The sequence below is a fragment of the Burkholderia mayonis genome, assembly GCF_001523745.2.
Taxonomy (GTDB): Bacteria; Pseudomonadota; Gammaproteobacteria; order Burkholderiales; family Burkholderiaceae; genus Burkholderia; species Burkholderia mayonis.
On sequence record NZ_CP013386.1, the window covers coordinates 3,789,116 to 3,809,585 of the forward strand.

Sequence of the window (20,470 nt, forward strand, 5' to 3'; positions counted from 1 at the left end):
GCATGACGACGACTACTTCGATCCGCTACGAGCTCATGACGACCGCCGGCCTTCGCACTGTGAGCGGCGACCACGTCGTGATTCCGAACGAAGCCGGCGCAACCTTCGGCGTTCACATGGAGCGCCACGCGCCAAACGGCCATCCCGAGAAGTGGGCCGTGACCCACCTCGCTTCCGGCATGGCGGCCGGCGTCGGCCCGACGCGCGACGCCGCGATCGCGCACGCGGCCGCAAACCTCGAGCGCAACAAGCGCCGGCTGCGCGACATGCTCGATGAAGCCATGACGGCACGCGCCGATCTGCAAATCGCCGTGCATCGAATCCAACAGAACGAACACGCCATTCTCGGGAGGATTCCCGCATGAAGCACGACTCGACCCGCGCGCCGCACGACGTCGCGCTCGCCTCCGCGATCGCCGCGGCCGCCGGCACGCTGCGCTTCGACAACAAGCCGGGCAGCCTTCAGCGGCAATGCATGCTCGGCCTGTTCGTCGCGGCGCTCAGCGACCGCCTTGCCCTCGCCTTCCCCGAGTCCGCCGCTGCACTGAACGCCGTCGTGTTCAGCCCGGCCACGACCGGCAACCCCACCGACCGCACACCGCAGCAACCCAAGTAGCAAACACAAAAATGGCCACGATCGACGAACTGAAACAACGAATCGACCTGCACGACCTCGCCGACCGCCTCGGCCTCAAGCGCGGCCGCGGCGGCGACAAGGCGCTCTATCACTCACCGCAGCACGAGGACAAAAGCCCGTCCCTGTCGATCTACGTGAACCACCCAAAGCACGGCACCGGCTGGCGCGATCACAGCGCCGACGCCGGCGGCTCGTGCATCGACCTGGTAATTCACGCGCGCGGCGGCACGGTCGCCGACGCGGTGCGCTACCTGCACGACGCCTACGGCATCCCGCTTGATCGGCCGGCACCGGCAGAGCGCCGCGAGAAGTCGACCGTCGAATACATCGCCGATCGCTGCCTCGCCGAGCGCGACCGCGTGCGTGAGTACCTCGGCGGCCGCGGCATTACGGCCGCGGCGATCGACGCCGCGTTCGCCGCGCGCTCGCTCGGCTTCAACACGTGGACGAGTTCGAAAGTCGCCGCCGGCGAAGTCGGGCACGCTGGCCCGGCCGCCGCATTCATCGTGCGCGAGCCGGCCGACGGCCGCGTCGTCGCCGTCGACATGCGCTATGTCGACCCGGCGCTCAATGGCGGCGTCAAGACGCAAACACAGGGCGACAAGGCCGGCTACGGCTGGACCGTCGACGCCCGGCGTCTCGACAAGGCGAAGCGCGTATTCATCGTCGAAAGCGCAATCAACGCGCTGTCGATCGACACCTGCGCGATGCCCGGCGCTGCGGCGCTCGCGCTGCGCGGCCTCGCCAATGTCGACGCGATCGACTTCTCGTCGCTGCGCGGAAAGCAAGTCGTGATCTGCCTCGACAACGACGAGCCGTTCGCGGACGGCCATCCGCGCGCCGGTCACCGTCCCGGCCCGGAAGCCGCGTGGGCGCTTTACGAGCGTCTCGCGAGCCTTAACATCAGCGCCGTGCTCGTCGACCAAGCCGGCTGGCTCGCCGATCTGGCGGACGGCGAAACGAAGCAGCAGCCGATCAACGACGTGAACGACTACCTGCAACTGCGCGGCCCGGCCGAGCTCGCGCGCGCGCTCGAGCAGCTCGAGCCGTGGCTCATCGCCGGCCTGGCGGGCGACGCGTCGCGCCGCGGCCGGCCGCGCATTTATCTGCCGTCGCATGACTTCGCGCAGTACTGGCGCTTCCGCGTGCGGCCCGACTTCACGAGCTACATCACGAAGATGGACCGAAACGACGAGTCAGGCGTAGAAACGCCCGTGATGACGGACCTATGCGGCTTTCGCATCGCCGGCATCAGTCGCGTATCGGTCGCGAGCGCGACGTCGACGATGACGGGCGACGCCGACCAAGCGCCGACCGTCTACTTCGCCGTGTCCGTGCAGACGCCGCGGCACGGCGCGCAGCTCGTCCGCCGCGTGATGCTCGACGACCAGCTCCACAACGTCGACCAGTGGGGCAAGTTCGGCCCGATCTGGACGCCGGCGCCGTTCAAGCGGATGGTGAACATCCTTGAGCGCGGCGCCGACCTCGGCGCGCGCCAGGCGGCGAACTTCGTCGGGCTCGCGTGGCGCGACGGCCGCCTGATCGTCAACGAGGGGCCGGACTGCTACTTCACCGAAGCCGACAAGCAGTGCCCGTATCACAACCTGACGTTCCCGAGCGGCCCGGCCAGCGACGCGCGTCGCGTCATTACGGCCTACCAGACGACGTTCAAGCAGAACGCCGCGACGATACCGCTCGTGTGGGCGCTCGGCGGCCACCTGAAGGCACTGCTCGGTTTCTGGCCGCACATCACGATCCAGGCGAACAAGGGCGCCGGCAAGTCGACGCTCATCAAGCGCCTCGAGCGCACGCTCGCGTTCACGATGTTCTCCGGGCAGTCGCTGCAAACCGAATTCCGGCTGCTGACGAGCATCAGCCATACGAGCCACCCGGTCGGATGGGAAGAGCTTTCCGCACGTCGACAGGACGTGATCGACAAGGCGGTCGGGCTGTTGCAGGAGAACTACCAGTACACCGTGACGCGCCGCGGCACCGACATGACCGAATACCTGTTGTGCGCGCCCGTGATGCTGGCCGGCGAAGACGTGCCCGTGCGCAGCCTGCTCGGCAAGCTCGTGCGCACGACGCTGACCGGTAAGCGCGGCCCGCTGCTGCCCGACGATCTGCCGCGCTTCCCGGTTCGGCAGTGGCTCGAGTACCTCGCGAGCCTCGACAAGCGCGCCGTGCTCGAACAGTACGCGACGCTGCGCGACAAGGCGCTCGCGAAGTGCATCGCGAGCGGCGCTGACGACGGCGCGACTCGCATGGCCGCCAACTATGCGGCGATCGCGCTCGCCTGGCGCTATCTCTGCGAATTCGCCGGCATGGACCCGAGCGAGGGTGGCTTTCCGCATGACCTGATCGCGGAAATGAACGGCCACGTCGCCGAGACGAGCGCCGATCGCGAGCCGTGGGTCTGGATCATGGAAACGGTGCTGTCGGAGATCGACGGCGGCAACTACAAACACCCGTACACCTTCGATACGGTCGACGGCGAGTTCTGCCTGTTGCTGCGCACGGGCCACGTGATGGACCACCTCGCGCACACGAGCGCGCTACGCGACAAATGGAACGGGCTGCCTGTGAAGTCCGACCGCGTGTTCAAGGCGCAGCTCAAGCACGCCGGCGTCGTGGTCGGCGAGAAGGAAGTCGAGCGCCGCATTTACACCCGCCGCGTGCCCTACCTCACGCCGGTTTCGCTCGAGCGCCTGGCCGTGTTCGGCCTGCACGTGTCGATCCGCGATGACCTGGCGACCGATGCACTCGAACGGGGGCACGCATGACCCGCTCTCAGCCATCGCGGCCGCCGTGCGGCCGTGCCCCTTCCCTCGTTCATTCCGGCCGCGTAGCGGCCCTGAAATCGGGTTTCCGCTGCGTGCGCCGATGCGCGCAGCAGTCGGCGCACGCCAACCCGCGGCCGCCGCTTGGTTCACTTCCCCCCGTTCCCCCCGCGAGTCGAAACAGCCGGGCAACAGCGCGAGCCGAGAGGAAGCGGGGCCGCGCGGGCGAAATTTTCCACAGCGACCGGGCAGGCAGCGCACGCGAATCGTGGATTTCGCGGGTGTCCGCTCGTAAGTCTTTGATTGTTGAGAAGAGTGCCGCCATGTGTCGCCCCGCATTTGCCACGAGTCGAGCCGTTTTTGCCACCAGTCCGGTTTTTGCGTCGGCCGCCGTCGCTCCTTTTTCTCTTCTCTCTAATTCATTGAAAAAGAAGAAGAAAGAATACGTAGAAGGGCAGGAAATCAGCCGAAAAGCCGTGCCACGAGTCGGGTGCGTTTTGCCATCAGTGAAGGATGCTGCCTATTTTTTAGGCCACGAGTTTTTGAGGGTCGCCATGCCTGAATGGTGGCAATTGATGGCAGACGAATATGTTATGAATCAAACAGTTACCCATAAAAATGACCTCAAACCATCATTCCATGAGTTGCGCTGCGTGTATCCCTTCCACGCGGGCCTGAACGTGAGGCGCTCAAGATGCGAACGATGAATCTGGAAGAAGCGGCAGCGTGGTTGTTCACGACGCCCGAAACCGTGTCCGAATGCATCCGCCGCCACGGACTGCCGGCCGCAAAGATCGGTCGAGCGTGGGTTCTCGTGGATGTCGACGTGATAGATTGGCTCAGACAGCAATACGAAAAAACAGGTGGGAAATGCGGTTCTACAAGCGACAAAAAAATGGCCCTTGGTGGTTCGACCTCAGCATCGACGGCTCGCGAATTAGACAATCTTCTGGCACCTCGGACCGTAGGGCGGCGGAAGAACTTGCCGCCAAGGTTGCGAGCGATTACTGGCGGCAAAAAAAGCTCGGCGAGCGGCCGGCCGTAACGTGGGACGCGGCGGTCGTACATTGGCTCAAGCAGAACCAGCATCAGCGCTCGCTGGAGACCACCAAACAGCGCCTGCGCTGGCTAACGGATCAACTGAAGGGAGAGAACGTCCGCAACATCGATCGCGAACGCATCCAGGCGCTGATCGAGACGAAGGCGGCCGAGAAGTACCGCGGTAGTCCGGTAGCAGGCGCGACGGTGAACCGGCACATGGCCGCGCTCTCGGTCATCCTGCATCACTGCCACGCGGAGGGGTGGATCGACGCGGTTCCCCCGATTCGCAAGCTGCGGGAGAACAGCGCACGCCTGACCTGGCTTACCCGCGCGCAAGCGCAACGGCTACTGGAAGAACTGCCGACGCACCTGCGACAGATGGCGCGGTTTGCGTTGGCGACGGGGCTGCGTGAATCGAACGTGCGACTGCTGGAATGGGCGCAGGTCGATCGAGAGCGGGCGCTGGCGTGGATTCATGCCGACCAGGCCAAAGCCGGCAAGGTGATTTCCGTGCCGCTGAACGAAGACTCGTTGGGCGTGCTGCGCGAGCAGCAGGGGCAGCACAAGCGCTACGTGTTCGTGTACAAGGGGGCACCCATCGGCCGCATCTACAACCACGCATGGCAAAAGGCATGCGTGCGAGCGGGCCTGTCAGGGTTGCGCTTTCATGATCTGCGGCACACGTGGGCGAGCTGGCACGTTCAGGCCGGCACGCCTCTGCCAATCCTTCAGCAGCTCGGGGGATGGGCCAGCTATCAGATGGTGCTGCGCTACGCGCACCTCGGGCGGGACCACGTGGCGGCTTACGCGGACAACATCGGCACACTGCGGCACAAATCTGGCACACCGCCAGAAATAGAAAAGGGTTCCGATTGCTCGGAACCCTTGTCAAATCTGGTGGCCTGGGGCGGAATCGAACCACCGACACGCGGATTTTCAATCCGCTGCTCTACCAACTGAGCTACCGGGCCACGAAGAAGGAAAATTATAGCAATGCGTCAGACAGCGATCAAGCCCCTTGTGCAAAAAATTTATGCCGCGCCTTCGGCGGGCTTCTTGCCGAGCTCGACGCCGAGTTGCTTTAGCTTCCTATACAAGTGCGTGCGCTCGAGGCCCGTCTTCTCCGCGACGCGCGTCATGCTGCCGTTCTCGCGAGCGAGGTGATACTCGAAGTACGCGCGCTCGAACGCGTCGCGCGCCTCGCGCAGCGGAATGTCGAACGGAATCGCCGCCGTCGTGTGGTCCGCGAGCGCCGCGTCCGAATCGTCGTTGAACGTCGGCAACGCGGCCGCCGACGCGACCGACGACGCCCCCGCCGCCTGCTTCGCCGCCGGGTTCGCCGGCAGCGGCGCCGCGCCGCGCGCAAGGCCGTGCTCGACCGACTTCAGCAGCTTCTGAAGCGTGATCGGCTTCTCGAGGAAATCGAGCGCGCCGATCTTCGTCGCCTCGACGGCCGTGTCGATCGTCGCATGCCCCGACATCATGATGACGGGCATCGTCAGTTGTCCTTGGCTTGCCCACTCCTTCAGCAACGTGACGCCGTCGGTGTCGGGCATCCAGATGTCGAGCAGCACGAGATCGGGCGCATGTTGCAGCCGGTAGTCGCGCGCGGCCTGCGCGTTCTCCGCGACGTCGACGACGTGCCCTTCGTCGCTGAGGATCTCCGAGAGCAATTCCCGGATGCCCATTTCATCATCTACCACCAGGATGGTTGCCATTTACGCTGCCTTTGTCTGCACAGTTGCTCTTGTCTTGGCGGGTGCCGTGCCGCCGTTCGCTCCGCCCCCGGCGCCCGCTGCATCGTCCGCGAGTTGCAGGAACAGGATCGAGACCTGCGCGCCTTCCACGACGTCGCCGTGCATGCGATTGCGCAGATCGATCCGCGCACCATGCTCGTCGACGATCTTCTTCACCGTCGCGAGGCCGAGCCCCGTGCCCTTCGCCTTCGTCGTCACGTAGGGCTCGAACGCGCGCGTCAGGATGCGCGCCGGAAAACCCGGACCGTTGTCCGAGACGGTCAGCCGAACCGCGACGCGCGTTTTGCCGTCTGCGTCGGGATCGCCATATTCTACTGTCTTGGTTTCGAGCAACACACGGGGATGCTCGACGTCGGCGACCGAATCCTGCGCGTTCTGCAGCAAATTGTGAATCACCTGACGCAGTTGCGTCGCATCGCCGCGGATCACCGGAAGCGGCGTCTGCTCGACGACGATCGTGCTCTTGCCTTCGCCGACGCCGTAGAGCGTCAATACTTCGCTCACCAGATCGTTCAGCTGCAAGTTGACGAGCACCGCGGTCGGCGTGCGTGCGTACTCGCGAAAATCGTCGACCATCCGCTTCATTGCGGCCACCTGATTGACGATCGTCGTCGCGCCGCGCTTCAGCACTTCGGCATCGGGCGGCGCGAGCTTGTCGGAGAGCTTCATCTGCAGACGCTCGGCCGACAACTGGATCGGCGTGAGCGGATTCTTGATCTCGTGCGCAAGCCGCCGCGCGACTTCGCCCCACGCGACCGAGCGCTGCGCCGAGATCACGTCGGAGATGTCGTCGAACACGACGACGTAGCCCGACGTCTGCGGATCGTCGAGCTGGCCCGGCGCGGCCGCCGTCGACACGAGCCGCGTGCCGCGCACGAGCAGCGTCAGCGGATCGGCCTCGCCCGGCACCTCGACCGCGAACTGCTGCTGCCAGTGGCCGCGATCCTCGCCGCCGCCCCGACCCGCCGCCTCGCGATCGGCGAACGCCTTTCTCACCATCGCGCCGAACTCCGCGACGACGCCGATCTGATCGAGCGTCGTGCCGATCAGCGAGTTGAACGGCTGCCGGAAGATCCGCTCGGCGCCGCGGTTCGCGGTCGTCAGGCGGAACTGGCGGTCGAGCACGAACACGCCCGCCGTCAGGTTCGCGAGAATGCTCTCGAGATAGGTTTTCGAATGTTCGAGCGCGACGCGGTTCTTCTCGACCGCGAGGCGCGCCTCCGAAAGCTGCCGCGTCATTGCGTTGAACGACTGGGTGAGGAAGCCGAGCTCGTCGCGCGTCTTGATCTCGCGCTTCGGCGTGTAGTCGCCTTCCGCGACCTCCTTCGTGCCCTGCGCGAGCAGGAACAGCGGCCGCGCGAGCTGGTTGCCGAGCGCGAGCGCGATCATCATCGCGATGAACGTCGCGAGGAAGAGGGCGAGCGTCAGCGTGCCGATGTACATCTTGCGCAGCCCGCTGCGGCCGAGCGACTTCTCCTGATATTCGCGATACGCGCGCTGCACCGCGTCGGCGTTGCGCGCGAGCGTCGGCGACACCGGCTGCGTGAGTTGCAGGAAGCGCTCGTCGGGCTGCAGCAGCGCCGTCGTCGCATCGGGAATGCGCTGCACGACGCGCAGACGCAATGCGCCCTTCGACCCGTGCGCGCGCGGGTCACCGTCGACTTCGCCCTCGATCGCCGCATAGCCGCCGTGCTCGCGCGCCTGGCCCAGCATCAGCGGCGTCGGCATGTCGTCCGGAATCAGCGCGGCGAAGTTGCCCGAGGCCTGCGCGACGATGTGCACGTCGGGCGACGCGCCGTTGCCGCGGCCCGGCTCCACGATCGTCGCATCCTGCACGCCGAACTGGTCGCGCAGGCGCAGCAGCGTGAGCGTCGTGCCGTTCGTGTTGCTGTCGGCGCTCGCGAGCTGCTCGGACATCAGGTGCGCCTTCGTCTGCAGGTCCGCGAGCGACGTGTCGAGCATCCCGCGGCCGAGATTGAGGCCCGCGGTAAGCGCCGTCTCGACGTTGACGTCGAACCAGGACTCGATGCTGCGCGACACGAACTGATACGACACGATATAGATGATCCCGCCCGGCACGACGCCGACTAGCGTGAAGAACACCGCGAGCTTCGCGAGCAGCCGCGTGCCGAACTTGCCCTTGCGCAGGCGCGCGACGATCATCCCGACGAGCCCGAGCACGACGAGCAGGAACACGAGCGCGACGATGATGTTCGCCGAGTAGAGCCACGAGTAGTAGCGATCGAAGAACTCGGTGTTCGCGCTCGCGGCCGCGAGCAGCACGAGCAGCAGAAGCGCCGTGATTGCGACGGTCGACACGATCACGCGTATGAGGAGGCTCTTTCCGCTCGTCGCGCGGCGGACGCGCATTTTATTTAGCACGTTCGGCCACCGTGAAAGTAAAGCGCTTCCAGTCGGAAACGAGACTCCAGTCGCGGTTGTTCACCGCGTCGACCTGGAACGGCTTCGGCATCAGCGCGGTGTCGAGCTGCATCCGCACCGACGCGGTATACGTTTCGCCCGAGCGCACCTGGTTCTTGTCGATCACGTGCCAGGACGTCACGTGCTTGACCACCGCGAGCGCCTCCTTCAGCGACGGAAAGCCGAGCTGCAAGCCGCCCGTCGACACGCGGTATTCGCGCGTGAGCGGCTGGAACGACAGTCGGATCGTCTGCGACACCGACACCGGCTGCTCGTCGAACCAATACCAGCGCGCGCGGCTCAGTTCGAAATCGGTCGTGAAATAAAGCGGCACGCCTTTGTTGACCGCGTCCTCCAGGCTGCTGTTGAGCTCGAAATCGAAACGCGCGTCGAGGCTCCAGCCGCTGCCGTCCGACTGCAGCGACGCGCGCTGCACGGCGACCGGATCGGCGTGTGCGAAAGGAACGGCAGCGAGACACAGCGTCAGCGCGACCCAAAGCACGGCCGCGAGCCGGAGTGGAAAGAAGCGTTTGATCGTCACCGTTTCTGAAAGCGCGCGTAGAAAAATCCGTCGTGATCGACATGCCGGCCGGGCTCGCTCGATCCCCCGATGGCCGGCGCCCCCCCTGACGCGCCCTGCGGCAGCAACTGCCCGGGCGCGTCCAATCGTACCGCATCTTGATAGGCGTCTCCAAACCAGCGCGCCTGCAGCTCGCCCTCTTCCGGAAAGATCGAGCAGGTCGCGTACAACAGTTCGCCGCCCAGTTTCACGAGCGGCCAGAGCGCGGCGAGAATGCGGCGCTGCTCGACAACGAGCGCGGGAATATCGGCCGCGCGACGCAGCCAGCGGATGTCCGGATGGCGGCGCACGATGCCCGACGCCGAGCACGGCACGTCCGCGAGGATTCGGTCGAACGGGCGTCCATCGTGCCATTGCGCAGGATCGCCCGCATCGCCTATGCGCACGTCGGCCGCAAGCGACAGCCTCGCGAGGTTTTCGCCGATGCGCGGCGCGCGCGCCGGATCGCTTTCGAGCGCGACGACTTCGACGTCCGCAAGCTCGAGGATGTGACCCGTCTTGCCGCCGGGCGCCGCGCACGCGTCGAGCACACGCATGCCGTCGCGCGCGCCGAGCCATTCGGCCGCGAGCTGCGCGCCTGCATCCTGGACCGACACGACGCCGTCCACGAAGCCCGGAATGCGCTCGACCGGCAGCGGCGACGCAAGCCGTATCGCGTGGCGGCCGATTTTCTCGGCGTCGATCTGCTCGGCGCGCAGCACATCGTGATATGCGTCGGCCGTCATGCGGCGCGCGTTCACGCGCAGCGTCAGCGGGCCGGGCGTGTCGCCCGCGGCGAGTATGCGCTGCCATGCGGCGGGCCACGCGCGCTCGACCGCGTCGATCCACCACGTCTCGTAGTTCCAGCGTGCACGGCGATCGGACTGCAGCCGCTCGATCCACGCAGCCCGTTCGCGCAGGAAACGACGCAGCACCGCGTTGACGAGCCCCTTCGCGAACGAGCACTCGCGGCGCGCGCCGACGGCGGTCACGGCCTGGTCGACGACGGTGAAGGGCGCATACGCGGCATGCTCGTCGTCGTCGACGAGAAGCGCGAACGCGCAGACTAGCAGCGCATGCACGTGCGCATGCGGCGCTTTGGCGACGAATTGCGCGATCAGCCAGTCGGCCGCGCCGCGGCGGCGCACCGCGCGATAAGCGATGTCCTGGATCGCGCCGCGCGGCCCCGGTTGCGTGCCCGCGGGCAGCGTCGTCTGGACGGCTGCAAGCGCGGCGGGCAGCGCCGCGCCGCGATTGACCGCGTCGACCGCTTGCGCGGCGGCGTCGAGCGCGAAGCCGAGCGAATCGGGTACGAGGTGCAACGTCGACAGGCGCGTGGCGCGAGCGGGCGCGCCGGATGCGCGGGAACGGGAAGAGCGAGTGTGGGTCATCGGATCAGCAGTGCCTGCGGCACGCAGTGGCGCCGGGCGGTGGTAGGGATGTGCCGGAGGCTGGCCCGCGGCCGGTGAGCGGGATATTGTAGCGCGCCGGGCGAGCGGCTCGCCTGTTCGGGTGGCAAGGCTGCGTTGGTGGAATTACGCGTCGGGCAGCGGACGATGCGTGGCCGGTTGGGTCCGGGAGCCGTCGGCTGGCGGGCGCGGGTCCGTTCGGGATAAACGAATCAGGCTGTTCCGTTCCTTCGGCTCATCGGCGAGCAACGGGCAACGGGCAACGGGCAACAAGCAACAAGCAACAAGCAACAAGCAACAAGCAACAAGCAACATCAGTTTTTACGGTGCGGCCGCCAGGCGGCAACCTGTTTCTTCGCTTTGCGCTTCGGAGTCTCGATGTGTCCGCGACGACCGTGCGCGATGGGCGCGATGTGTTCGAAGCAATAACGACGCGATTCGCGGTAGCCCGCCAGCGGCTCCTCGCAGAATCCGCATACCCAAACGCCGCCGCCCCGCCGCAAACGGCGAACCCCGCAGCGCAAAGCATGCAGGGTTCGGAGGTTCGCGGCGCGCCGAAGCGCATCGGAAGCAGCTACCGTCGCGACGCCCCCTTACGAGCACGTCGTCGTTGCGACAAGATTCGTCAATCGAATCGGCCGGTGCGCGCCATTTCCATCAGCCTCGCGATCCGTTCCTCGGTGGCCGGGTGCGTCGAGAACAGGTTCTGCAGCCCGCCGCCCGACAGCGGATTCATGATCATCATCTGCGCGGTGGCCGGATGCTGCTCCGCCGTCTGAAACGGAATGCCCGACGCGTAGCGGTGGATCTTGTCGAGCGCCGACGCGAGCGCTTGCGGATCGCCCGAAATCTGCGCACCGCCGCGGTCCGCCTCGAACTCGCGCGCACGCGAGATCGCCATCTGGATCAGCGCGCCCGCGATCGGCGCGAGCAACGCAACCGCGATGCCCGCGATCGGGTTGGCCGGACGGCCGTTCTCGTCGCGCCCGCCGAAGAACATCGCGAAGTTCGCGAGCGCCGAGATCGCGCCCGCCATCGTCGCGGAAATCGTCGAGATCAGGATGTCGCGGTGCTTCACGTGTGCGAGTTCGTGCGCCATCACGCCGCGCATCTCGCGCTCGGACAGCACACGCAGAATACCCGTCGTCGCGGCGACGGCCGCGTGCTCGGGATTGCGGCCGGTCGCGAACGCGTTCGGCTGGTCCTCGTCGATCAAGTAGACGCGCGGCATCGGCAGGTTCGCGCGCGTCGCGAGCTCGCGCACCATCCGGTAGAACTGCGGCGCCGTGGTTTCATCGACTTCCTGCGCGTTGTACATGCGCAGAACCATCTTGTCCGAGAACCAATACGAGAAGAAATTCATACCGAGCGCGATCAGCAACGCGATCGTCATCCCGCGCGATCCGCCGATCATGCCGCCGATCACGACGAACAGGGCCGTGATCGCGGCCATCAGGATCGCCGTTTTGACCCAATTGAACATGTTTCCCACTCCTTATCCGTCTGCGGGGACCGCGCCGCACGCTCATCGACGGCGGCGCACAATTGTAAGCAATCTGTTAGATAAGAGCGTATCGAGAAAATTCAATCCTCAGCGCGTCGATGTCGCGAGCTTGACGCCGAGCCCAACGAACGCGCTGCCGACGCCGCGGTCGAGCCATTTCTTCACACCAGGCTTGCCGGCGAAGCGCTGCGTGACGGTGCCCGCGACCCAAGCGACGATGCACGACCACACGGTGCTCATCGCGAGGAACACCCCGCCCAGCGTCAGGAACGCGAGCACTTTGTGGCTGCTGTCAGCCGAGACGAACTGCGGGAAGAACGACACGAAGAACAGCACCACCTTCGGGTTCAGCACGTTGGTCAGGAACCCTTGCATGAAAAGCTGGCGCAGCGATTTGTCCACACCGCGCCGTGCGGTCTGCTCGGCCGCAGGCTCCTGCTTCGCGAAGACGAGACGCACGCCCAGGTAGACGAGATAGGCCGCGCCGACGATCTTGATAACCGTGAACGCGGTAGCCGACGCCGCGAGCACCGCCGTCAGGCCGAACGCGCATGCGAGTACGTGCACGCAACAGCCGGCCGAGATGCCGAGCGCGGACAGGAGGCCCGCACCGCGCCCCTGTGCGACGCTGCGGCCGACGATGTACGCGGTGTCGGGCCCCGGCGTGATGTTCAACAGGAAAACCGCCGCGACGAACAAGCCAAGATGGGTAATGCCGAACATGCCGATCCCTCGATACTGACGTCAAAGAATTCTACGCGCGCGTCCTGCGTCGCGCGACCTGGCCGTTCGGCCGATTGCGCGACGCGCGCGATTCCGATGAACTACAGGCAGGCGACGAAATTATGCGGCGTCGGGCAGCGCGAAGCGCTGACCGGCCGCAAGCGGCGCGCCCGCGAGAAACTCGCGCGCTGGCAGCCGCTTGCCACCCGGCTTCTGCAACTGGGTGACGCGCAGCGCGCCTTCGCCGCACGCGATTACGACGCCGTCCGGGCCGGCATCGATGATCGTGCCGGGCGCACCGCCGCCGGGCGCCGCCACCGCTTCCGCCGCCCACAGCTTGAGCGTGGTGCTGTCGAGCGTGCCCGCGCCGCCCGGAAACGGGTCGAACGCGCGCACCTGCCGCGCGAGCGCGGCGGCCGGCTTGCGCCAGTCGAGCGCCGCCTCGTGCTTGCCGATCTTCTCGGCATAGGTGACGCCGTCGGCCGGCTGCGGCGTCGCGGCGAGCAAGCCCTCGCGCTCGAGCTCGGCGAGCGCGTCGACAATGAGGTGCGCGCCCGCCGCCGCGAGCTTGTCGTGCAGCGTCACCGTCGTGTCGTCGGGCGCGATCTCGACGCGCGCGTCGTGCAGCATCGCGCCCGTGTCGAGGCCGGCGTCCATCTGCATCAGCGTGACGCCGGTTTCCGCATCGCCCGCCTCGATCGCGCGATGAATCGGCGCGGCGCCGCGCCAGCGCGGCAGCAGCGATGCGTGGATGTTGATGCAGCCGTGGCGCGGCAAGTCGAGCACTTCCTGCGGCAGCAGAAGGCCGTATGCGGCGACGACCATCACGTCGTGAGGCGTCGCGTGCAGTAGATCGAGCGCGGCGGCAGCCTCGACCGGGCACTTGCCCGTTCGGCGCAGCGACGGCGGCTGCGCGACCGCGATGCCGTGCTCGAGCGCGTAGCGCTTCACGGCGCTCGCCTGCAGCTTCATCCCGCGCCCCGCCGGGCGATCGGGCTGCGTCAGCACGAGCGGCACCGGAAAGCCGGCTTCATGGATCGCGGCGAGCGCCGCCGCGGCGAATTCCGGCGTGCCGGCAAAAATGACCCGCAGTGAATGTGTCATGTGCGAATGAATCGGGAAGCAGCCGCGCGCGTCACATCGCGCGTTCGAGTTTCTTCATCTTCGTCTTGATCCGGCTCTGCTTGAGCGGCGACAGATACTGGACGAACACGCGCCCCATCAGGTGATCCATCTCGTGCTGGATGCACACCGCGAGGAGCCCTTCGCAATCGATCTCGAACGTCTCGCCTTGCTCGTTGAGCGCGCGCACGCGCACGCGGTCCGGGCGCTCGACTTCGTCGTAGACGCCGGGCACCGACAGGCAGCCTTCCTCGTATACCTGCTTGCCGTCGCCCGTCCAGACGATCTCCGGATTGATGAAGACGCGCAGCTCGTTCTTGTCCTCGGAGACGTCGATCACGATCACGCGCTCATGCACGTCGACCTGCGTCGCCGCGAGGCCGATGCCGGGCGCCGCGTACATCGTCTCGGCCATGTCGGCGACGAGCTTGCGGATGCGGTCGTCGATCTTGTCGACCGGCTTGGCCACCTTGTGCAGCCGTCTGTCGGGGTAATGAAGGATGTTCAGCAAAGCCATGATGTTCAGTGTTGAGAGACGAACGACTCACCCGCATCGGCCGTTTGGCCGACTGCCGCGACACGCGCGCCAGCCTCAAGATGGTTTCGACGACGCGCAGAATGCGCCGCGCGCCGCAATGACCGGCCAATCGCCGCGGGCCTGCGCGCGTGGCATTCGTTCTATTTCGGATGATGAAAATTTTATCACGGCACCACGCGGCTCGCAGGCCGCGCTTCTCGAGGGGGACTTCGTCATGTCGCCGCTGTCGCTGACGCGCGCCGAGCTCGCTGGCTGGCTGCGGCTTGCGGGCGCGCCCGGCGTGCCGGCCAGCGCCTGGGCGGCGCTCATAGGCGCGTTCGCATCGCCCGAGGCGCTTTTCGGGGCGTCGCATGCGGAACTGGCGGCGCTTATCGGCGACGCGGCCGCTCGCGCGGTACTCGCGCCGTCCGCCGACGATTTCGAGCGGCGTGTCGACGAAACGCTCGCGTGGCTCGACGCACCCGGCAACGCGCTCGTGACCCGGCACGATCCCGCGTATCCGGGCACGCTCGCCGAGCTCTACGATCCACCGCCGCTGCTATATATAAAAGGAGGCATCGCGCTGCTTCATGCGCAGGCCGTTGCGATCGTCGGCAGCCGCGACGCAACCCCGCAGGGGCTCGCCGACGCGACGCGCTTCGCGCGCGAACTGTCGGACTCGGGCCTTGCGATCGTGTCCGGCCTCGCGCGCGGCATCGACGGCGCCGCGCACCGCGGCGGACTCGACGGAGCAAGCAGCACCGTCGCCGTGATCGGCACCGGCGCGGACCTCGTCTACCCGGCTTGCCACCACGCGCTCGCACACGAGATCGCCGAGCGCGGCGCGCTCGTCTCCGAATGGCCACTCCGCACGCCGGCGCGCGCCGCCCATTTCCCGCAGCGCAACCGGCTGATCGCCGCGCTGTCCGGCGGCGTGCTGATCGTCGAGGCGGCGCCGCGCTCCGGCTCGCTCATCACCGCGCGGCTCGCGAACGACATGGGACGCGATGTGTTCGCGATCCCCGGCTCGATCCACGCGCCGCTGTCGCAAGGCTGTCACGCGCTGATTCGCGACGGCGCGAAGCTCGTCGAGACCGCGACCGACGTGCTCGACGAATTCGGCCTCGATCCCGCCCGGCCGGCGGTCGCGAGCCGCAACGCGCCCGCCGACGCCGCGGCGGACGCCGGCCTGGACACCGACGCACGCCGGTTGCTCGAAGCAATCGGATACGGCCCGGTGCCGCTCGATCTGCTCGCACAGCGCACTTCGCTCGCGAGCGACGCCCTGCATCAGTTGCTGCTGCGTCTGGAACTGGCCGGGCGCATCACGGCGCTGCCGGGCGGCCGCTACACCCGCATCGACGGCGCGCGGGAGCCCGCTCAAGCGCGCAGGACGGGCGCCGTGCTACATTCCGGCGAGTAGGCGTCCGCTTGGGCCTTTGCCCGCGCCGCCGCCACCTTACGATGCAAGGAAAACCGCCAATGCCCGCGCTGAACCTCGACACCGACGAAGATCGGATCGCCGAGCGCCTCCGGAATCCCGATACGCTGCTCGTCGCCTGCCTGTGCGCCGAATGGTGCGGCAGCTGCCGCGAATACCGTATTGCGTTCGACCGGCTCGCCGACGCGCACCCCGACGCCTGTTTCGCGTGGATCGACATCGAAACGCACGCAGATCGGCTCGACGACCTCGACGTCGAAAATTTCCCGACGCTCTTGATCGAGGACGCGAACGCGGTCCGTTTCTTCGGCACCGTGCTGCCACACGCGACAATCGTCGAACGAATGCTGTCCGACCTGACCGCGCTGCCGGGCGCGCCGCACGCACCGAAATTGCGCAATTTGTTCGGCTAAAACCATCCGGCCCCGAAATATCGGCTGCGGAATGCAGCTTTATCGCTCGTTTACGCGAGAGGACGCGCGGCGGACTTGCCGCCGCCCTTGCCCCCACTTATGATGACCCGCTTTTTGCTCACGCCGGCCGCCGTTTCGGCGCCGTGTGCTATAAAGCCGTCGTAAAAGGGCCCGCAGTCGGGCTCGCCCGGTCTACCAATACACACTGTCATGTCGAAAGCACTCATCATTGCGGAAAAGCCTTCTGTCGCGAACGACATCGCGCGCGCTTTGGGCGGCTTTACCAAGCATGACGAATACTACGAAAACGACGAATACGTCCTGTCGTCGGCGGTTGGCCACCTGCTCGAAATCGCCGCGCCCGAGGAATACGAGGTCAAGCGCGGCAAGTGGAGCTTTGCGCACCTGCCCGTCATCCCACCCCATTTTGATCTGAATCCGATCGCGAAAAGCGAGTCGCGCCTCAAGGTGCTGACGAAGCTGATCAAGCGCAAGGACGTCGACCGCCTGGTCAACGCATGTGACGCGGGGCGCGAGGGCGAGCTGATCTTCCGCCTGATCGCGCAGCACGCGAAGGCGAAGCAGCCGGTTCAGCGCCTGTGGCTCCAGTCGATGACGCCCGCCGCGATCCGCGACGGCTTCGCGCACCTGCGCACCGACTCGGACATGCAGCCGCTCGCCGATGCCGCCCGCTGCCGTTCGGAAGCCGACTGGCTCGTCGGCATCAACGGCACGCGCGCGATGACCGCGTTCAACAGCAAGGGCGGCGGCTTCTTCCTCACGACGGTCGGCCGCGTTCAGACGCCGACGCTGTCGATCGTCGTCGAGCGCGAGGAGAAGATCCGCCGCTTCGTGCCGCGCGATTACTGGGAAGTGCGTGCGGAATTCGTCTGCGCAGGCGGCTTCTACGAAGGCCGCTGGTTCGATCCGAAATTCAAGAAGGACGAATTCGATCCCGAGAAGCGCGACTCGCGCCTCTGGAGCCTGCCCGCCGCTGAGACGATCGTCGCCGCGTGCCGCGGCCAGATCGGCACCGTCACCGAGGAATCGAAGCCGTCGACGCAGCTCTCGCCACTCCTTTTCGATCTGACGAGCCTGCAACGCGAGGCGAACGGCCGCTTCGGCTTCTCGGCAAAGAACACGCTCGGCCTCGCCCAGGCGCTGTACGAAAAGCACAAGGTGCTCACCTATCCGCGTACCGACGCGCGCGCGCTGCCGGAGGACTACCTCGACACGGTGAAGTCGACGCTCGAGATGCTGAAGGAGAGCAACAACTACCTGCCGCACGCGAAGCAGGTGCTCGACAAGAACTGGGTGAAGCCGAACAAGCGGATCTTCGACAACTCGAAGATCAGCGACCACTTCGCGATCATCCCGACGCTGCAGGCGCCGAAGTCGCTGTCCGAGCCGGAGCAGAAGCTCTACGATCTCGTCGTCAAGCGCTTCCTCGCGGTGTTCTTCCCGGCCGCCGAATTCAAGGTGACGACCCGGATCACCGAGGTGGCCGGTCACCACTTCAAGACGGAAGGCAAGGTGCTCGTCGAGCCGGGCTGGCTGCAGGTTTACGGCCGCGACGCCGAGGGCGCCGACGCCAATCTCGTGCCGGTGCAGAAGGAGGAGAAGGTCAAGACCGACAAGATCGCCGCGCACGGCCTCACGACGAAGCCGCCCGCGCGCTACTCGGAAGCGACGCTGCTGTCGGCGATGGAAGGCGCGGGCAAACTCGTCGAGGACGACGAGTTACGCGAAGCGATGGCCGCGAAGGGCCTCGGTACGCCGGCGACGCGCGCAGCGATTATCGAAGGCCTGCTCGGCGAGAAGTACCTCGTGCGCGAGGGCCGCGAGCTGATTCCGACAGCGAAGGCGTTCCAACTGATGACCCTGCTGCGCGGCCTCGACGTGAAGGAGCTGACGGCGCCCGAGCTGACGGGCGAGTGGGAGCACAAGCTTGCGCAGATGGAGCGCGGCAACCTGCAGCGCGACGCGTTCATGCAGGAAATCGCGCGGATGACGCAGACGATCGTCAAGCGCGCGAAAGAGTACGACTCCGACACGATCCCGGGTGACTACGCGACGCTCCAGACGCCGTGCCCGAATTGCGGCGGCCAGGTGAAGGAGAACTACCGCCGCTTCGCCTGCACGAAGTGCGACTTCTCGATTTCGAAGATTCCGGGCAGCCGGCAGTTCGAGATCGACGAAGTCGAGGAGCTGCTGCAGAAGAAGGAGATCGGACCGCTGTCGGGCTTCCGCAGCAAGATGGGCCGGCCGTTCTCCGCAATCCTCAAGCTCACGTTCGACGACGAGACGAAAAACTACAAGCTCGAGTTCGACTTCGGCCAGGAGCAGGGCGGCGAAGAAGGCGAAGCGCCGGATTTCTCCGCGCAGGAGCCGGTCGGCGCGTGCCCGAAGTGCAAGGGCCGCGTGTTCGAGCACGGAATGAGCTACGTCTGCGAGCATTCGGTCGCGAACCCGAAGACCTGCGACTTCCGCTCCGGCAAGGTGATCCTCCAGCAGGAGATCACCCGCGAGCAGATGGCGAAGCTCCTCGAGAACGGCCGCACCGATCTGCTGCCGAACTTCAAGTCGTCGCGCACGGGACGCAACTTCAAGGCGTATCTCGTCAAGCAGGCTGACGGCAAGATCGGCTTCGAGTTCGAGAAGAAGGAGCCGCGACCCGCGGCGGCGAAGAAGACCGCATCCAAGTCGACGGCCACGGCCGGCGACGCGGCGGCGGACGACGCTGAAAAGACCGAGAAGAAGGCCGCGCCCGCTCGCAAGACGGCCGCGCGCAAGACACCGGCCCGCAAGACGGGTTCCTGATCCGGCGTCCAGCCGGCGCGCATATGCGGCCGCCGGCCAGCGCGGCACGGCGCCGCGCGAAGCGTCGCGCTACTGACCGGCGCGAACGCGGCAGTGCTTCGATCCAAACAAAAGCGCGGGCTCTCGATGAGCCCGCGCTTTTGCTTTTAGCGGTGGAGGATCCGGCGCGCGGTGGCGCACTTGCCGGACAAGGAGCGCGCGGCGTCGTGCGTTACAGCGGCGACGGCACGACGGCGCGGGCGCGCGGCGCGCGCGGCAGACGCGGCGACAGCGCCGGATCAGCGCTCGGATGCTCGGCAAGCGCATCGGCCGGCAACGCATCGACGGGCTGCCCCAGGCTGCCCTGCGTCGCCCATTGCTCGCCAAGCATCGTGTCGGGCGATTGGCTGAAGTGCTCGACGAGATGGTCGATGAACGTGCGCACCTTCGCCGGCAGGTGCCGGCGGCTCGGATACGCGATGTTGATCTCGACCTGCGGCAACCGGTACTCGCTCAGCAGGCGCACGAGCTTGCCGCGCGCGATGTCGCTGCCGATCAGATAGCTCGGCAGGATCGCGACGCCCATGCCGAGCATTGCGAACTGGCGCAGCATTTCGGTGTTGTTCGCGACGACGATATTCGACGGCCGCACACGCACCTCGCCGTCCGGGCCGGTGAACACGCGCTCGTCGCCCCAGTATTCGGACGGCAGGCTCAGGCACGGATGCTCGACAAGGTGTTCGGGATGCATCGGCATGCCGTGCTTTTCCAGATAGCTCGGCGTTGCACAGACCACCATGCAGCCCGTCGTCAGCCGGCGCGTGACGATGCTCGCGCTGCGCATCTGCCGGGTAATCACGATGCCGACATCGAATCCTTCCTCGACGAGATCGACCTGTCGATCGACGAGGGTCAGATCTGGAATGACTTTCGGAAAGCGCTGCGTATAGGTCTGTAGCACCGGCGCGAGGTTGTGCAGGCCGAACACGACGGGCGCGACGATCCGCAGCGTGCCCACCGGCTCGTGGTTGCGCGCGACGACCATCTGCTCGACGTCTTCGAGTTCGTCGAGAATCTGGCGGGCCCGCTCCAGATAGACTTGGCCGGATTCGGTCAGCGAGAGACTACGGGTGGTGCGATTCAGAAGGCGGGTGCCGAGCCGGCCTTCGAGGTCGGCGACGTGGCGCGTCGCGACCGCGTTCGAGATGTCCATCGCACTCGCTGCCCGGGCGAAACTGCCGAGATCTGCGACCTTGACGAACACTCGCATCGACTGCAAATGATCCATACTCCACTCCTACCGCTGTTACCGCTTCAAAAATATGAAGCAAATGAGTAATTTTCCTA

The 20,470-nt window shown here is 66.3% G+C and carries 17 protein-coding genes, 1 tRNA gene and 1 pseudogene; 9 read left to right on the forward strand and 10 right to left on the reverse strand.

Annotated elements, in window-relative coordinates; all coding sequences use genetic code 11:
* Positions 1 to 2: 2 nt before the first annotated feature.
* The 6 genes and pseudogenes from WS70_RS18440 to WS70_RS33855 all read left to right on the forward strand — a co-directional run.
* Positions 3 to 365, forward strand: coding sequence for a hypothetical protein (locus WS70_RS18440; RefSeq protein ID WP_059596586.1), 363 nt, complete (start codon positions 3 to 5; stop codon positions 363 to 365).
* Positions 362 to 616, forward strand: a complete 255-nt coding sequence (locus WS70_RS18445) for a hypothetical protein (protein WP_059596583.1) — start codon at positions 362 to 364, stop codon at positions 614 to 616. The genes WS70_RS18440 and WS70_RS18445 overlap by 4 nt, the downstream gene beginning before the upstream one ends.
* Positions 617 to 627: 11 nt before the next feature.
* Positions 628 to 3,420: a toprim domain-containing protein gene (locus WS70_RS18450; RefSeq protein ID WP_108033980.1), complete on the forward strand. Its 2,793-nt coding sequence runs from the start codon at positions 628 to 630 to the stop codon at positions 3,418 to 3,420.
* 278 nt (positions 3,421 to 3,698) lie between these two features.
* Positions 3,699 to 4,124: a hypothetical protein gene (locus WS70_RS32435; protein WP_203235991.1), complete on the forward strand. Its 426-nt coding sequence runs from the start codon at positions 3,699 to 3,701 to the stop codon at positions 4,122 to 4,124.
* Positions 4,121 to 4,462, forward strand: coding sequence for a helix-turn-helix domain-containing protein (locus WS70_RS18460; protein ID WP_076836148.1), 342 nt, complete (start codon positions 4,121 to 4,123; stop codon positions 4,460 to 4,462). Before WS70_RS32435 ends, WS70_RS18460 begins: the two co-directional genes overlap by 4 nt.
* A 374-nt stretch (positions 4,463 to 4,836) precedes the next feature.
* Positions 4,837 to 5,181 (forward strand): annotated as a pseudogene (locus WS70_RS33855) (site-specific integrase); the annotation flags it as partial.
* Between the two features lie 172 nt (positions 5,182 to 5,353).
* Here the strand turns inward: WS70_RS33855 and WS70_RS18470 are convergent.
* From WS70_RS18470 to def, 9 genes are all read right to left on the reverse strand, one after another.
* A tRNA-Phe gene (locus WS70_RS18470) sits at positions 5,354 to 5,429 on the reverse strand.
* A gap of 60 nt (positions 5,430 to 5,489) precedes the next feature.
* Positions 5,490 to 6,176: a response regulator transcription factor EsaR gene (esaR, locus tag WS70_RS18475; RefSeq protein WP_059598193.1), complete on the reverse strand. Its 687-nt coding sequence runs from the start codon at positions 6,174 to 6,176 to the stop codon at positions 5,490 to 5,492.
* Positions 6,177 to 8,585, reverse strand: coding sequence for a sensor histidine kinase EsaS (gene esaS / locus WS70_RS18480; protein ID WP_059471467.1), 2,409 nt, complete (start codon positions 8,583 to 8,585; stop codon positions 6,177 to 6,179).
* A gap of 1 nt (position 8,586) precedes the next feature.
* Complete coding sequence (locus WS70_RS18485) at positions 8,587 to 9,177, reverse strand: DUF4390 domain-containing protein (RefSeq protein WP_059471466.1); 591 nt, start codon at positions 9,175 to 9,177, stop codon at positions 8,587 to 8,589.
* A complete protein-coding gene (rsmB, locus tag WS70_RS18490) occupies positions 9,174 to 10,586 on the reverse strand; it encodes a 16S rRNA (cytosine(967)-C(5))-methyltransferase RsmB (RefSeq protein WP_059471465.1) in 1,413 nt (470 codons plus the stop codon). The genes WS70_RS18485 and rsmB overlap by 4 nt, the downstream gene beginning before the upstream one ends.
* A gap of 643 nt (positions 10,587 to 11,229) precedes the next feature.
* Positions 11,230 to 12,087 carry a zinc metalloprotease HtpX gene (gene htpX, locus WS70_RS18495; protein WP_010113215.1) on the reverse strand — a complete coding sequence of 286 codons (858 nt, stop codon included), beginning with the start codon at positions 12,085 to 12,087 and terminating at the stop codon, positions 11,230 to 11,232.
* Between the two features lie 108 nt (positions 12,088 to 12,195).
* Positions 12,196 to 12,831 carry a LysE family translocator gene (locus WS70_RS18500; protein ID WP_059471464.1) on the reverse strand — a complete coding sequence of 212 codons (636 nt, stop codon included), beginning with the start codon at positions 12,829 to 12,831 and terminating at the stop codon, positions 12,196 to 12,198.
* 120 nt (positions 12,832 to 12,951) lie between these two features.
* Entirely contained in the window at positions 12,952 to 13,935 is a 984-nt protein-coding gene (gene fmt / locus WS70_RS18505) for a methionyl-tRNA formyltransferase (protein WP_059471463.1), read from the reverse strand.
* A gap of 31 nt (positions 13,936 to 13,966) precedes the next feature.
* The gene (gene def, locus WS70_RS18510) at positions 13,967 to 14,470 is read right to left on the reverse strand and encodes a peptide deformylase (RefSeq protein ID WP_059471462.1); all 504 of its coding nucleotides are present in this window, start codon (positions 14,468 to 14,470) and stop codon (positions 13,967 to 13,969) included.
* Positions 14,471 to 14,705: 235 nt separating this feature from the next.
* Between def and dprA the strand changes: the two genes are divergently transcribed.
* From dprA to WS70_RS18525, 3 genes are all read left to right on the forward strand, one after another.
* The gene (gene dprA / locus WS70_RS18515) at positions 14,706 to 15,893 is read left to right on the forward strand and encodes a DNA-processing protein DprA (protein WP_059471461.1); all 1,188 of its coding nucleotides are present in this window, start codon (positions 14,706 to 14,708) and stop codon (positions 15,891 to 15,893) included.
* A 59-nt stretch (positions 15,894 to 15,952) separates the two neighbouring features.
* Positions 15,953 to 16,324 (forward strand): thioredoxin family protein, encoded by a 372-nt coding sequence (locus tag WS70_RS18520; RefSeq protein ID WP_059471460.1) that lies wholly within the window; start codon positions 15,953 to 15,955, stop codon positions 16,322 to 16,324.
* 210 nt (positions 16,325 to 16,534) lie between these two features.
* On the forward strand, positions 16,535 to 19,144 hold the full coding sequence (locus tag WS70_RS18525) for a DNA topoisomerase III (RefSeq protein ID WP_059598192.1): 2,610 nt from the start codon (positions 16,535 to 16,537) through the stop codon (positions 19,142 to 19,144).
* A gap of 211 nt (positions 19,145 to 19,355) precedes the next feature.
* Here WS70_RS18525 and WS70_RS18530 read toward each other — a convergent pair whose 3' ends face one another.
* Positions 19,356 to 20,411, reverse strand: coding sequence for a LysR family transcriptional regulator (locus WS70_RS18530; RefSeq protein WP_059471458.1), 1,056 nt, complete (start codon positions 20,409 to 20,411; stop codon positions 19,356 to 19,358).
* Between the last annotated feature and the right edge of the window lie 59 nt (positions 20,412 to 20,470).

Excerpts from the sequence above, each read along its gene's own strand:
- WS70_RS18440 (WP_059596586.1), top strand. The coding sequence starts at position 3 with ATGACGACGACTACTTCGATCCGCTACGAGCTCATGACGACCGCCGGC.
- WS70_RS18445 (WP_059596583.1), top strand. The coding sequence starts at position 362 with ATGAAGCACGACTCGACCCGCGCGCCGCACGACGTCGCGCTCGCCTCC.
- WS70_RS18450 (WP_108033980.1), top strand. The coding sequence starts at position 628 with ATGGCCACGATCGACGAACTGAAACAACGAATCGACCTGCACGACCTC.
- WS70_RS18460 (WP_076836148.1), top strand. The coding sequence starts at position 4,121 with ATGAATCTGGAAGAAGCGGCAGCGTGGTTGTTCACGACGCCCGAAACC.
- esaR (WP_059598193.1), bottom strand. The coding sequence starts at position 6,176 with ATGGCAACCATCCTGGTGGTAGATGATGAAATGGGCATCCGGGAATTG.
- esaS (WP_059471467.1), bottom strand. The coding sequence starts at position 8,585 with ATGCGCGTCCGCCGCGCGACGAGCGGAAAGAGCCTCCTCATACGCGTG.
- rsmB (WP_059471465.1), bottom strand. The coding sequence starts at position 10,586 with ATGACCCACACTCGCTCTTCCCGTTCCCGCGCATCCGGCGCGCCCGCT.
- htpX (WP_010113215.1), bottom strand. The coding sequence starts at position 12,087 with ATGTTCAATTGGGTCAAAACGGCGATCCTGATGGCCGCGATCACGGCC.
- WS70_RS18500 (WP_059471464.1), bottom strand. The coding sequence starts at position 12,831 with ATGTTCGGCATTACCCATCTTGGCTTGTTCGTCGCGGCGGTTTTCCTG.
- fmt (WP_059471463.1), bottom strand. The coding sequence starts at position 13,935 with ATGACACATTCACTGCGGGTCATTTTTGCCGGCACGCCGGAATTCGCC.
- def (WP_059471462.1), bottom strand. The coding sequence starts at position 14,470 with ATGGCTTTGCTGAACATCCTTCATTACCCCGACAGACGGCTGCACAAG.
- dprA (WP_059471461.1), top strand. The coding sequence starts at position 14,706 with ATGTCGCCGCTGTCGCTGACGCGCGCCGAGCTCGCTGGCTGGCTGCGG.
- WS70_RS18520 (WP_059471460.1), top strand. The coding sequence starts at position 15,953 with ATGCCCGCGCTGAACCTCGACACCGACGAAGATCGGATCGCCGAGCGC.
- WS70_RS18525 (WP_059598192.1), top strand. The coding sequence starts at position 16,535 with ATGTCGAAAGCACTCATCATTGCGGAAAAGCCTTCTGTCGCGAACGAC.
- WS70_RS18530 (WP_059471458.1), bottom strand. The coding sequence starts at position 20,411 with ATGGATCATTTGCAGTCGATGCGAGTGTTCGTCAAGGTCGCAGATCTC.